13 protein-coding genes are annotated in these 13,280 nt (G+C 37.7%); 7 read left to right on the top strand and 6 right to left on the bottom strand.

The annotated features are described in order from the left end of the window. Positions 1-30: 30 nt before the first annotated feature. Complete coding sequence (locus CFY84_RS02425) at positions 31-945, bottom strand: LysR family transcriptional regulator (RefSeq protein WP_088822606.1); 915 nt, start codon at positions 943-945, stop codon at positions 31-33. Between the two features lie 188 nt (positions 946-1,133). Between CFY84_RS02425 and CFY84_RS02420 the strand changes: the two genes are divergently transcribed. Further along, positions 1,134-2,333, top strand: coding sequence for an MFS transporter (locus CFY84_RS02420; protein ID WP_407640194.1), 1,200 nt, complete (start codon positions 1,134-1,136; stop codon positions 2,331-2,333). Positions 2,334-2,413: 80 nt separating this feature from the next. Here the strand turns inward: CFY84_RS02420 and CFY84_RS11250 are convergent, their stop codons facing one another. The 3 genes from CFY84_RS11250 to tkt all read right to left on the bottom strand — a co-directional run bounded on the left by CFY84_RS11250 (position 2,414) and on the right by tkt (position 5,485). Continuing rightward, positions 2,414-2,563 carry a hypothetical protein gene (locus CFY84_RS11250; RefSeq protein WP_171289018.1) on the bottom strand — a complete coding sequence of 50 codons (150 nt, stop codon included), beginning with the start codon at positions 2,561-2,563 and terminating at the stop codon, positions 2,414-2,416. Positions 2,564-2,950: 387 nt separating this feature from the next. Further along, positions 2,951-3,271, bottom strand: coding sequence for a hypothetical protein (locus CFY84_RS02415; protein WP_088822604.1), 321 nt, complete (start codon positions 3,269-3,271; stop codon positions 2,951-2,953). Between the two features lie 225 nt (positions 3,272-3,496). Then, positions 3,497-5,485 carry a transketolase gene (tkt, locus tag CFY84_RS02410; protein ID WP_088822603.1) on the bottom strand — a complete coding sequence of 663 codons (1,989 nt, stop codon included), beginning with the start codon at positions 5,483-5,485 and terminating at the stop codon, positions 3,497-3,499. Positions 5,486-5,781: 296 nt separating this feature from the next. Between tkt and CFY84_RS02405 the strand changes: the two genes are divergently transcribed. Both CFY84_RS02405 and metK read left to right on the top strand, forming a co-directional pair. Continuing rightward, on the top strand, positions 5,782-6,333 hold the full coding sequence (locus tag CFY84_RS02405) for a hypothetical protein (protein ID WP_088822602.1): 552 nt from the start codon (positions 5,782-5,784) through the stop codon (positions 6,331-6,333). Between the two features lie 203 nt (positions 6,334-6,536). Then, positions 6,537-7,706 carry a methionine adenosyltransferase gene (gene metK, locus CFY84_RS02400; RefSeq protein ID WP_088822601.1) on the top strand — a complete coding sequence of 390 codons (1,170 nt, stop codon included), beginning with the start codon at positions 6,537-6,539 and terminating at the stop codon, positions 7,704-7,706. Between the two features lie 56 nt (positions 7,707-7,762). On the opposite strand, the gene CFY84_RS02395 is transcribed toward metK, so the two are convergent. Next, entirely contained in the window at positions 7,763-8,008 is a 246-nt protein-coding gene (locus CFY84_RS02395) for a hypothetical protein (RefSeq protein ID WP_088822600.1), read from the bottom strand. 134 nt (positions 8,009-8,142) lie between these two features. On the opposite strand from CFY84_RS02395, the gene CFY84_RS11245 reads away from it, so the two are divergent. Next, the gene (locus CFY84_RS11245; RefSeq protein WP_171289017.1) at positions 8,143-8,316 is read left to right on the top strand and encodes a hypothetical protein; all 174 of its coding nucleotides are present in this window, start codon (positions 8,143-8,145) and stop codon (positions 8,314-8,316) included. Positions 8,317-8,396: 80 nt separating this feature from the next. Here CFY84_RS11245 and CFY84_RS02390 read toward each other — a convergent pair whose 3' ends face one another. Continuing rightward, positions 8,397-8,939 carry an FxsA family protein gene (locus tag CFY84_RS02390; RefSeq protein WP_088822599.1) on the bottom strand — a complete coding sequence of 181 codons (543 nt, stop codon included), beginning with the start codon at positions 8,937-8,939 and terminating at the stop codon, positions 8,397-8,399. 238 nt (positions 8,940-9,177) lie between these two features. Here CFY84_RS02390 and ruvC point away from each other — a divergent pair, with 238 nt between their 5' ends. The 3 genes from ruvC (at position 9,178) to CFY84_RS02375 (ending at position 13,268) form a co-directional block, all read left to right on the top strand. Next, complete coding sequence (ruvC, locus tag CFY84_RS02385) at positions 9,178-9,726, top strand: crossover junction endodeoxyribonuclease RuvC (protein WP_088822598.1); 549 nt, start codon at positions 9,178-9,180, stop codon at positions 9,724-9,726. Between the two features lie 110 nt (positions 9,727-9,836). After that, positions 9,837-10,832, top strand: coding sequence for a biotin synthase BioB (gene bioB, locus CFY84_RS02380; RefSeq protein ID WP_088822597.1), 996 nt, complete (start codon positions 9,837-9,839; stop codon positions 10,830-10,832). 252 nt (positions 10,833-11,084) lie between these two features. Continuing rightward, positions 11,085-13,268 (top strand): TonB-dependent receptor, encoded by a 2,184-nt coding sequence (locus CFY84_RS02375; protein WP_088822596.1) that lies wholly within the window; start codon positions 11,085-11,087, stop codon positions 13,266-13,268. Positions 13,269-13,280: the final 12 nt, after the last annotated feature.

Raw genomic sequence — 13,280 nt, 5'->3', positions numbered from 1 at the left:
TTTGGCTAGAATGCATTACAGCGCAACATATTAATAATATTGGCTGCGCTGTTGTGAAAATTTTTCAAGCTGCTTCAAAAAACCCTCGAAGTAATTTTTATCCTGATCTTCTTGTCGATAACCTGCATATAAAGTACGGCGTAACCCTTCAGGTGCAACACAAGTCAAACGACGGCTCGTTACCCATCCTTTTTGCTCATATTCATTCACCACCCAATCTGGTAGCGCACCAATGCCTCGACCACTGGCCACCAACTGAATTAACATTTGAGTTAAATCTGTCGTTCGAACGTGTTTTGGTTGAATATTTGCGGGAATAAATAAATGCGACATAATGTCTAAACGGTGTTTATCCACAGGATATGTGACCAATGTTTCATTGGCTAAATCATGTACAGTGATTTTATCAGCACGTGCTAACGGATGGGTATTTGATAATACCAATCGTGACTCATACTCAAAAATAGAAAAATAAGAAATTCCTGATAATTCAATAGGATCTGATGTGATTAATAAATCAAAATCACCATGTTGTAATAACTCATGAGGATTGGACTCAAATGCAGGTGCAAAGTCTAAGTCTACATCAGGATATTGCGCACGGTATTGGTTAAGTAATGGCATTAACCAATCAAAGCAGCTATGGCACTCTGAAGCGAAAATAATCCGCCCCGTTTGTCCATGGATAATCCGAGTGATATCACTATGTGCCAATTGAAATTGTGGCAAAATATCATCAGCCAATTTCAATAAACGCTGCCCAACACTTGAAAATTGAACTGGTCGGCTACGACGATTTACAACTTCAACACCATACCAATGGTCTAATTCTTTTAATTGATGTGATATTGCAGAAGGTGTAAGACATAACTCCCCTGCTGCTGCAACCAAGGAGCCATGCTCTCTTAATGCAAGCAAGGTTTTCAAGTGGCGTATTTCTAGCATAATCACACATCAATAATGAACTGCATTCATTATAACATAAACCCAATGAGCCAACTTTAAGGCAGCATGACCACATTATAGATGCTTTTACAGCCAAAAAATCCGTCAGGAAATCATTGAAACACCTAGAGAAATGTAACTCCCCGCTGATTTGTCCCTCTCTTTCGCGTTAAAATGATAGTCAATTTATCGTTTTCTTTGTACTTATGACCAAAAATAATCCAACATATTCGATGTTCCTTGTTTTATTGTCCCTTGCACTGGGTGGATTTTGTATTGGTACCACTGAATTTGCAGCAATGGGCTTAATTCAAGAAATAGCCCATAATCTACAGATTTCTGTCCCTACCGCAGGCTATCTCATCAGTGCTTATGCTTTAGGTGTATTGGTTGGTGCTCCGATGTTTGCCATTTTGGGTGCACGAATCGCTAAAAAACAATTTCTTATTGCACTCATGCTCTTTTACGGGGTAGCCAACTTATTGACTGCTTTTTTAAGCAGCTATGAGTCCATTTTATTTTCAAGATTTATTGCAGGCTTACCACATGGTGCCTACTTTGGTATTGCATCTTTGGTTGCAGCAGAATTGGCCGGACCTAAACGCCGTGCAAGCGCTGTTGCACGCATGATGCTGGGTTTAACTGTGGCTAATGTTGTCGGTGTACCTATTGCCACATGGATTGGACAACATTTTGGTTGGCAAGCTGGATTTAAATTTTCAGGCACAGTTGCATTTATCACGATTGTCTTAATTTTCTTTTTTGTGCCACATATCCAAAAAAAGGAAACTGCAAGTATATTGCAAGAACTTCAAGGCTTAAAAAATATCAACATGTGGCTAACTTTAGCGGTAGGTGCTATTGGCTTTGGTGGAATTTTTACAGTCTATAGCTATGTCTCTCCAATTTTAACCAACTATACCCAAATTGATATTGGACTGGTGCCTATTGTCTTGGCCATTTGGGGGATTGGAATGGTATGCAGTAATTTTGTTGCAGGCTATTTTGCAGATATCAATTTAAGTAAAACCACAATTGGAATTTTAATTGCCTCTACTGCATCTTTTATTCTTGCACTTTTCATGATGAATAACTTATATACAGCAATCCTTGCATTGTTTCTTATCGGTGTCAGTGTCATGGGACTAGCAACAACATTACAAACACGTTTGATGGATGTATCAGGAGATGCACAGTCGTTAGCCGCGTCCCTCAATCACTCTGCATTAAATTTTGCCAATGCACTTGGTGCTTTTTTAGGTGGTTGGGTGTTAAAAAACAATTTAGGCTGGCTTGCGCCATTTTGGGTAGGTATCATTTTAAGTATTGTTGGGCTTGTTATTTTCTTCATTGCACTTAAAGTTGAAAAAACAAAAGCATCAATTTAATTTTACAATTAAATATGACCAAGTAAATAAATGTGCTTGGTCATATTGTATTTTTATGAATTTGCCAAAACTATATGACCTTAATCATTGATTTCATGCTCAACCACTGAAAAGAATGTAAAGTGATCAATTGCTGCTTGACCTGTTTGGATAAACAAATCCATGAGTCGTTCCATATATGTACTAAACTGTTCGTAAGATTGGCTTAATGTCTCCGCCTGATCAACCACGCCTAAGTGATTAGATTGAATTAAATGCGAGACTTCCTTTTCATTTAGCTGAATAATTGTTTAACAAAAAGACTGTCTTGCTTTTTGATCATCCAAGTCATAAAACTCTTGGTAAACCTCCCAAGGTGTTACTTGAAACAACATTTCATATATTTTCATTGTCGTAATCTTATACATACCTGTATATCATTAAATTATATTATTTAAAAATCCATACTTAAAACTAAAACATTTATTATTAAAACTAAAATTAAATTTTATATATTGATAAATATCTTAAATTAAAAGCACCACGCACATTAAACTCAATCATTGATACTTTGAACCTGATTTAGTCATTTAGTCACACATCTGACATACTGACCAAATAAATCTCTCATAAGTTACTTATGCCGCTATATTTTCGTCTGCAAAATCATGTTCTATGACCGTTATATAGGTGTGGCAATCCATTATTGCCTCGCCTGTTTCAATAAACTTATGTTTCATCTTATCTAGCTGTAGATTTATTTCGATATAAACCGCTTTTAAGAAATTTGCCTCAATTAATGTTATGCTTTTTGATGCATATAAATGATCAAGATTTCTTTGATTCTTTTTAACAATCTGATTAAAAAACATTTCTCTAGATTGCTTTGAGTTTAGGAAATATAACTCTTGATGACTTTCCCATGGTGTGACTTGAAATACCATTTCAAATGCTTTCATAAGGCTTCTATATACGTACTGATCTGTACACATAATATATAAAAGTAAACCGAAATAAAATACTTTTACTATTACTTGTGTGACTTATTTATCATATTTTTATCTATTTAAACGATAAGTGTTATAATTAATAAATATTTATTATGGATGGATAATATAATCATAAGTAAAAATAAAAAACCTCCAAACTAAGTTGGAGGTTTTTTTATGTTACGTATAAATAACTTATGTTGTAACTTTTTTCACTGCATCTACAACTGCATCAACAGTAATACCAAAATGATTAAACAAATCTTTAGCTGGAGCAGACTCACCATAAGACGTCATTCCAATAACAACACCGTCCAATCCAACAAACTTCCACCAGTAGTCAGCATGTGCCGCTTCAACCGCAACACGTGCACGGATATGCGATGGTAGAACCGCTTCACGGTATGCAGCATCTTGAGTCATGAACACTTCAGCACATGGCATAGACACGACTCGCACACCTTCTAATTGAGCATGTGCTTGTACTGCCAAATCAACTTCAGAACCTGTAGCAATAATAATTGCCTTTAACTCACCTTGTTCAGCGGCTAATACATAGGCACCTTTTTCAATTTGAGCAATCTGCTCATTTGAACGAGATTGAAATGGTAGGTTTTGGCGTGACAAGATTAAAGCAGATGGACCATCTTTTCTTAATAATGATGATTTCCAAGCCACTGCTGTTTCTACAGTGTCTGCAGGTCGCCATGTATTTAAATTGATGGTGTTACGTAATGATGCAATTTGTTCAATTGGCTGATGCGTTGGACCATCTTCACCTAAGCCAATCGAATCATGCGTATAAACATGAATTAAACGCTGCTTCATTAATGCTGACATCCGCACAGCGTTTCTTGCATATTCCATAAACATTAAGAATGTTGCAACATATGGAACGAAACCACCATGTAATGCTAAACCATTAGCAATCGCAGTCATACCAAATTCACGAACACCGTAATAGACATAGTTACCGGCTGGATTGTCTTGAACGCCTTGACAGCCTTTCCATAATGTCAAATTTGAACCAGCTAAATCTGCAGAGCCACCTAAAAACTCAGGCAAGATTGGACCAAAAGACTGTAAGGTATTTTGACTTGCTTTACGTGAAGCAACTGTTTCACCTTTAGCTGCTGTTTCAGCAATAAACGCATCTGCATGCTGAACAAACTCTTCAGGCAAGTCACCATGTAAACGGCGTAACAACTCTTTTGCTTCAACTGGATATTGTGATTCATACTTCGCAAACAGTTCATTCCAAGCAGACTCTAATGCTTGACCTTGATCTTTTGCATCCCATGCAGCATAGATATCATCTGGAATAACAAATGCTTCAGTATCCCATCCTAGTGAAGTACGCGTTAAAGTAATTTCATCTGTGCCAAGTGGCGAACCATGGCTTGATTCCTTACCTTGTTTATTTGGAGACCCTAAACCAATAATCGTTTTACAAATAATTAATGTTGGCTTATTGCTTTCTTGTTTTGCGGCAACTGTTGCTTGACGAATGGCATCATGATCATGACCATCAACACGGATTACTTGCCAACCATATGATAAAAAGCGTTGTTCGGTATCATCGCTAAACCAACCTTCAACTTCACCATCAATTGAAATACCGTTGTCATCATAATAAGCGATTAACTTACCCAAACCCAATGTACCTGCTAATGAAGATGCCTCATGCGATACACCTTCCATTAAACAACCATCCCCCAAAAAGGTATAGGTATAATGGTCAACTACATCCAACCCTGGCTTGTTAAATTGTGCAGCCAACGTTCTTTCTGCTAAAGCGAAACCAACAGCATTTGCCAAGCCCTGACCTAAAGGACCTGTTGTTGTTTCTACGCCAGGCGCATAACCAAGTTCTGGATGACCAGGTGTTTTTGAGTGCAATTGACGAAACTGTTTTAAATCATCTAGAGTTAGTGCATAACCGGTTAAATGAAGTAATGCATATTGCAACATTGAACCATGACCATTTGACAAAATAAAACGGTCTCGGTTTGGCCAATTTGGATTGCTTGGATTATGATTAAAAAATTCACGCCAAACGACGTCAGCAATATCTGCCATCCCCATTGGTGCTCCTGGGTGCCCAGAATTTGCCTGTTGAACAGCATCCATAGCCAATACACGGATTGCATTTGCAATTCGACGTTCATTTAAAGGGGTTGTCATAGGTCAGAATCCAAAAATAAATGGTGAGATAAACAATGATGTTTAAAAGTGGCTATATTGTCTTAAAAAAAACAACGGGGGTAAAGCCTAGCTGTCTATATTTTAAACACTACAACAAAAATATATTTTTACTGTACAAATTATAATTCATTTTTATTGCATAAAAAGCCTTGTTTTTTACACCAAAAGGCACAATAGTATAAAGTTAGCGTAGCAAATTACCTATATCTAGATCAATTATATGTGATGTTGTACATCATATAGTCTTCCAAATTTTTAATATTTAAGGAACCCATATGAAGAAAACTAGCGCAATTTTATTAGGTACGATTTTTTCGTTGTCTAGCGTTCAAAGCTTTGCAAATACTGGTAATGAAGGCCTTACGGACCAATTAAAAAACTCATTTGCAGGTCAAAGAGAAACGTCTAAGCAAGAATATCGCATTCTGCAAAAATCAACGACTGACAATGCAAGCAACAATGCAAATTCAGCATCGGCTAATAATGTAAATGTCAATGACATTAAACAAAATATTTCTGAGCGTGGCCGTACTGCTGTCGACAACCGAACAGAATCAGTCCGTCAGCAAGCAAAAAATGCAAACGACAGAGTTGAAGCTGCTAAACAACAAGGTTCTACACAGTTAAACAATCGTGCTGAATCTGTGCGTCAACAAACACAAAATGCAAATGGTCGTATTGAGTCAGCAAAACAGCAATCTCAAAATGCCAACAATCGTGTTGAAGCAGCAAAGCAGCAACTCCAAAACGCAAATACTAAGCAGCCACAGAGCAATTCGGTTGATGCGTGGAGAAAACAATCGCAATCTAGTCAAAATAGCAATTAATTCAATGCTTTTGGCAAAAAATTGTCATTTGAACATAAACAAGTCAATTTATTGACTTGTATTATGTGCGACAAAAGCTGAAAAAAATTAAAACAAAAACTTAAATACAATAATTTTATTCATTTTGCTCATCTTCCTCTAGTGAAAAATCACAACTCGTTGTAACATATTGGGTCTTTAAAATTTACTGTAATAGGGCTTTCATGCGCGAGTACGCTGTCTTTACTTCGGAATCTGTAAGCGAAGGTCATCCTGATAAAATGGCTGACCAAATTAGTGATGCTATTTTGGATGCTATTTTAAAAGAAGACCCATATGGTCGAGTGGCATGTGAGACACTAGTAAAAACAGGGGCTGTTGTACTCGCTGGCGAAATTACAACCACAGCAAACATTGATGTTGAAGCCATTGTCCGTCAAACCGTAAACAGTATCGGTTATCATCACTCAGACTTAGGCTTTGATGGTTCAACTTGTGCGGTCATTAACATGATTGGCAAACAATCTCCTGAAATTGCCCAAGGTGTTGACCGTGTTAAGCCTGAAGATCAAGGTGCAGGTGACCAAGGGCTCATGTTTGGTTATGCCACACAAGAAACTGAAGTTCTCATGCCTGCCCCTATTTCATATGCACATCGCTTAATGGAACGCCAAGCCCATTTACGTCGTAGTGGTGCATTGCCTTGGTTACGCCCTGATGCAAAAAGCCAAGTTACCTTTGCTTATGAAAATGGTGTCCCTGTTCGTTTAGATGCTGTTGTTTTATCAACACAGCATGACCCTGATATTTCACAATCACAACTTAAAGAAGCTGTGATTGAAGAAATCATTAAATTTGTTATTCCTGACAACATGTTTCATGAGAGCACCAAATTTCATATTAACCCAACTGGGAAGTTTGTCATTGGTGGTCCTGTAGGTGACTGTGGTTTAACAGGTCGTAAAATTATTGTAGATACCTATGGCGGCATGGCACGTCATGGTGGTGGTGCATTCTCAGGTAAAGACCCATCAAAAGTTGACCGTTCAGCTGCTTATGCAGGTCGTTATGTAGCAAAAAATATTGTTGCTGCAGGCCTTGCAGATAAGTGTGAAATTCAAGTCAGCTATGCAATTGGTGTTGCTGAACCGACTTCGATTTCAATTAACACATTTGGTACAGCCAAAGTAGATGAATCATTAATTATTGCATTAATCCGTGAGCATTTTGATTTAAGACCTTATGGTATTACTCGTATGCTTGATTTAGTACAACCAATGTACCAACAAACAGCGACCTATGGTCATTTTGGCCGTACAGGCAATGATCATGCATTCACATGGGAAAAGACAGACAAAGCTGAAATCTTGCGTCAAGATAGCGGGATCAAGTAAGTCTTATCCTTCAATAAAAAAGCTCGCCATTCAGCGAGCTTTTTTATGATGTGTACTTACGAATGTTGTATTGGACCAAGAATATTACTTGATACTTTAGGGATGCCCATGCTGCGGTCATCTTGTTCTTTAAAATAAATATCACTTAGTGCAACAGCAAAACTGACACCAAGGCAAGTTAAAATACAAAAGTGCCAAAACCCGAATGGACTTTGAATGGCATGTGAACCACATGATGGACATGTTTTTGCAGCTGCTTCTACAGATTGATTGCAGCAAGCACATTTATATTGATATCCCATAGTTTATCTCCCATTTTTATAATTATTTCTATGACGGGTATATTTTTATTATACATATTTTGCATTTATATCATACCGCAGATACAAATTTTTTTGTTAGAATAAAAAACGAGATGAAATGTAAAGGTTGATATATGTTAAAGCTGATTAATAAAGGTCAATTTCGAGAAAGAGCCAATCGTAGTCAAAAATATGATCGCTCTGAAAATCAGATTACACAACTAAAGAGTCATTTATATGCCAATACAAAACGTCTTACAGAAGATCATAACAACAAAAAAACTTCTGACCAACCTCAAGGGGAATAACCCAAGACTCTAATTTTATGAAACTATTAAAAAAGCCAACCTATGTAGGTTGACTTCATTTCATTCCAAAAATAATTAGATCATTTATTTTTTTTCACATCTTTTGAATCAATTCTTTTGGTATCTGGGGTAACTTCTCTTGCCTCTCCATCAATGACGTTTGAGCCACCACGCGGTTGTCCACCTGCTTGGTTTTGCATTTGCTTCATCAAATCAGCAAATGGTCCACCGGCTTGCCCACCCATCATTTTTTCCATCATGGCTTGTTGGCGTTTTGCCATGGCACCCATAACTGTGCGCACTACCATTTTTTGTACAGGTGGTAAAAGAATAAGCAGTGCCAATAGATCAGAAATCAATCCTGGAATGATAAATAACACACCAGCCACTGCAGTTGCAATTTTACGAGAAACAGTTGCATCTGCATTTAACTGCCCTGTCATTTGCATTTGTTGCATCTGCGGCATAATGCTTGATGCGCTTGAGCGTAAAAGCTTAAAACCGATGATTGCAGCTGCAATAAACCAGAAGAATATATACCAACCACTGATAAATTGCGCAGCTGCAACCCACACAGCAATTTCTACAACCGCGCCAATAATTACCATTAAAACAACATTCATGAAATTTAGCTTATCCTGTTAATATCATCGTTATATATTTTACAAAACTTCTCTTTGCAAAATACTTTCATTATATATCTTCTGTATGGGCGATTTTAGCTTTTTAAAGAGGCTTTGAGCGACTTTAGAAAAAAATTATAACGATTGATAGACAATTAATTCAGTAAAAAGCTCATCTCCCCTTGTCAAAATCAAGCCAGTCCTGCATATAATGCGGTTTTAATTTTAAAATTTGATTATGGCATTAATTATTGGGATTGACCCTGGTTCACGTTTAACCGGATATGGAATTATTGAATGCCAAGGCAGTGAATTGCGTTTTATTGATGCTGGAACAGTGAGAACTGAAACTCAAGCCATTCCTGAACGCTTAAAACGAATTTTTGCGGGAATTGATCGGATTGTGAAATTTCATGGTCCAACAGAAGCTGCTGTCGAACAAGTGTTCATGGCACAAAACCCAGACTCTGCACTTAAATTAGGTCAGGCGCGTGGTGCTGCAATTGCAGCTCTTGTGAATTTAGACTTAAATGTTGCTGAATATACAGCACGGCAAATTAAACAATCTGTAGTTGGCTATGGCGCTGCAGATAAAGAACAAGTACAAATGATGGTTATGAAGTTGCTCAAATTACAAATTCGACCACAAGCAGATGCAGCAGATGCACTTGCTGCTGCAATCTGCCATGCACACGCCTCTGGCAGCATGAGTAAATTGGCTGTTCTAAATGCATTAGGTGGTATGGCTCGTGGCCGAAGCCGATCTGTGGGTCAACGGCGCAGATAACCAACAAAACCCTCCAATAATTTGGAGTATTTTGCCCTATGGCTTTAGTAAATTTTCTGTATCATTGCAGCTAGACTTTAGCCCTAATTAATATTTACACGGAAATGACAATGACGGTAAGAAATGATTGGACTCGCTCAGACATCCAAGCGCTTTATGATCAACCTTTTTTAGATTTGGTTTTTCAAGCACAACAAATACATCGAGAGCATTTTCAAGCCAATACCATACAAGTCAGCACGCTCTTGTCTATCAAAACAGGAAAATGCCCTGAAGATTGTAAATACTGTTCACAATCCGTACGTTATGATTCTAAATTAGAAGCTGAAAAAAGAATTGCCGTAGAAAAAGTAATTACAGAAGCAAAAGCAGCTAAGGAATCAGGTTCTTCACGTTTTTGCATGGGTGCAGCATGGCGTAACCCGCATGAGCGTGATATGCCATATGTTTTAGAGATGGTACAAGAAGTCAAAGCGCTTGGTATGGAAACTTGTATGACTTTAGGCATGTTAAATGAATCTCAAGCCACTCGCTTAAAAGATGCAGGGCTAGATTATTACAACCATAATCTTGATACATCTCGTGAATATTACAGTAATATTATTACCACACGGACATTCGATGACCGCTTAGACACGCTTGACCATGTTCGTCAAGCAGGACTCAAAGTATGTAGTGGTGGTATTGTGGGTTTAGGTGAAGGTAAACAAGATCGTATTGGTTTGTTGCACGAGTTAGCCACCTTGCCTCTACACCCTGAATCTGTACCTATTAATATGCTAGTTCCAATTGAAGGAACCCCTCTTGCAAATGTGGATAAGCTTGATGTAACTGAGTGGATTCGTACCATTGCCGTGGCTCGTATTATTATGCCGCATAGCTATATTCGTTTATCAGCAGGTCGTGAAGCATTGTCTGACTCAGATCAAGCTTTGGCTTTTATGGCAGGTGCAAATTCATTGTTCTCAGGTGAAAAATTATTGACAACGCCAAATGCAGGCGATGGTCGTGACAAACAATTATTCGAAAAATTAGGATTAACTCCTGAGAAACCAAAACCAAGTGTGGCTGAACTCTCTACCGATGCAATGTCACTATCCGCTTAAAAGTATTTTTTCTTGCCCTGAGTTTTCAGGGCTTTTTTATGTCTTACATTCGAAGATTAAAAATTACTTATCATTAACGCTTAGGCTAAATTACACCCTTCTTGTTGTTTTCACTTAAAAATATGACTTTACAATTGGTATATTGCCCAATAAAACAATCTTATAAAATTAAATGATTTTTGTTTTTATTTACACTTAGATTTATAATAGAATGCGTGTCTATCTCCCAATTCGAACATGGATTTATTGTTTATGCGCAAACTTTCATTACTTTCAATGATGGTCGCAATTGCGTCACACACAGCTTATGCAGAAGATTCAACCCTTGCTTTAACAGACAGCAATACAACACAATTACAAATCATTAAGGTGGTGAGTGCAGATGCATCAGCAACAGGTTTAATGCCAAAATTTGCGGGTGGATTAGTTGCATCAGGTGGACGCCTTGGTATTTTTGGTAATCAAAAGAACTTAAATACGCCTTTTAATTTAACCAGCTATACCAATGAATATATTCAAAAACAACAAGCTCGCAGCGTGGGTGATGTCTTACGTGCAGATCCAAGTGTTCGCGTTGGGCGTGGCTTTGGTAACTTTCAAGAAAATTATTATATTCGGGGGTTTAACTTAGGCTCAGATGATACCGCTTATAATGGCCTCTATTCAATTTTACCGCGTCAATATATCCCAACTGAACTTTTTGAACGTGTTGAAGTATTAAAAGGTGCATCTGCATTTTTAAATGGCAGTATGCCAAGCAGTGGTGGTATTGGTGGTGCAATTAATTTACTGCCTAAACGTGCAGGTATTGAACCGTTAAACCGTGTGACAGTGGGTACAGATTTTAATGGCGGCTATATTGCAAATGATGTATCACGCAGATTTGGTGAAAATCAGCAATTTGGCGTCCGAATTAATACAGCTTACCATGGCGGAAATACCCCTGTAGATCAAGAAAAAAGTAAATTAGGGTTAGCTGCAATTGGGCTAGACTACCAAGATGATCAATTTCGCGTATCAGGCGACATGGGTTATAGCAATAACCGTTTAAATGCAACTCGTCCAAATGTGACTTTGGGTGCAGGGGTTCAATCCATCCCGACGGCGGTTGATGCATCAAGTAATTATGCACAAAAATGGACATATTCTAACGAAGAACATGTATTTGGCAGTTACCGCGCTGAATATGATTTCAATGACATGACCACTGCTTATGCAGCTTATGGTTTTCGTCACGGTACAGAAAGAAATGCTTTAGGTAACTATACATTATTGAATGACAATGGTAGCAGCAACTTTTATCGCTTTGAAAATGCCCGTGTTGACTTGGTCAATACTGGTGAAATCGGTATACGTAGCCATTTTTCAACAGGTAAAGTCAACCATCAGTTGGTTTTATCGGCTTCAGCATTCCAGTTAAACTCTCGTAATGCTTATGTCATGGACTTTTTTAATACCCGAAATAGTAACATCTATACTGCTACACAATATAGTATCCCAACGCTTTCAAACTCACTATTTCAAGGTGGAGATTTAAATACACCTAAACTCACTAACCGTACCCAATTAAGAAGTCTTGCATTGGGCGATAACCTCAGCATGCTAGATGATCGTTTAATTGTTATGCTTGGCTTACGCTACCAAGAAGTAAAACAAGATAGTTATTCATATACTCAAGTAAAAACATCTGCATATGATGAAAGCAAAGTAACGCCAGCACTTGGCTTAACCTACAAATTCACGCCACAATTTTCTGCATATGCCAACTACATGGAATCATTGGCTAAAGGCTTATCAAATAGTACCGGTGATACTTTAAAACCCTTTGTAGCAAAGCAAAAAGAAATTGGGGTCAAATATGAAAATGATCTCATTGGTACAAATATGAGTGTTTATCATATTGATAAACAACGTGCAGTAACTGAAAATGGTGTATTTACTGACAGCGGTAAATATGTACACCAAGGTATTGAGCTCAATACCTATGGCAAAATCACAGACACCATTAAAGTGTTAGGCGGTGTATCTTGGATAAGTGCAAAACAGAAAAATACAGGGTCTATGCTATATGATGGTAAAAAAGAAGTTGGTGTGCCTGAATTTCAAGCCAATTTAGGGGCTGATTGGCAATTGCCTATCCCACAAGATATTTCACTTAATGCACAAGTGGTCTACACGGGTACAACCCATGCCACCCTAGACAATCGCTTAAAAGTTAAGCCGTGGACCACGCTTGATTTAGGTGCAATATATAAAACACAAATTGTAAATGTACCAACAACGCTTAACTTTAGAGTCAACAACGTACTTGGTAAAGACTATTGGTCGTCAGTTGGTTTGTTTGATAACATCAACAGTGCAAGTAATAGCAATTATGGTTATTTAGTTGCGGGGCAACCAAGAACCTTTATGCTGAGTGCAAGTTTTGACTTTTAAAATAGATTAATA

Origin of the sequence: Acinetobacter apis (genome assembly GCF_900197575.1) — a bacterium.
GTDB classification, from domain to species: Bacteria; Pseudomonadota; Gammaproteobacteria; order Pseudomonadales; family Moraxellaceae; genus Acinetobacter; species Acinetobacter apis.
This window is presented reverse-complemented; position numbering and strand designations above follow the sequence as displayed.

Bases quoted from the DNA above. Each gene is read 5' to 3' on its own strand.
- CFY84_RS02390 (WP_088822599.1), bottom strand. From the start codon at position 8,939: ATGAATGTTGTTTTAATGGTAATTATTGGCGCGGTTGTAGAAATTGCT.
- CFY84_RS02405 (WP_088822602.1), top strand. From the start codon at position 5,782: ATGAAGAAAACTAGCGCAATTTTATTAGGTACGATTTTTTCGTTGTCT.
- CFY84_RS02425 (WP_088822606.1), bottom strand. From the start codon at position 945: ATGCTAGAAATACGCCACTTGAAAACCTTGCTTGCATTAAGAGAGCAT.
- CFY84_RS02415 (WP_088822604.1), bottom strand. From the start codon at position 3,271: ATGAAAGCATTTGAAATGGTATTTCAAGTCACACCATGGGAAAGTCAT.
- CFY84_RS02395 (WP_088822600.1), bottom strand. From the start codon at position 8,008: ATGGGATATCAATATAAATGTGCTTGCTGCAATCAATCTGTAGAAGCA.
- CFY84_RS02375 (WP_088822596.1), top strand. From the start codon at position 11,085: ATGCGCAAACTTTCATTACTTTCAATGATGGTCGCAATTGCGTCACAC.
- bioB (WP_088822597.1), top strand. From the start codon at position 9,837: ATGACGGTAAGAAATGATTGGACTCGCTCAGACATCCAAGCGCTTTAT.
- ruvC (WP_088822598.1), top strand. From the start codon at position 9,178: ATGGCATTAATTATTGGGATTGACCCTGGTTCACGTTTAACCGGATAT.
- tkt (WP_088822603.1), bottom strand. From the start codon at position 5,485: ATGACAACCCCTTTAAATGAACGTCGAATTGCAAATGCAATCCGTGTA.
- metK (WP_088822601.1), top strand. From the start codon at position 6,537: ATGCGCGAGTACGCTGTCTTTACTTCGGAATCTGTAAGCGAAGGTCAT.
- CFY84_RS11245 (WP_171289017.1), top strand. From the start codon at position 8,143: ATGTTAAAGCTGATTAATAAAGGTCAATTTCGAGAAAGAGCCAATCGT.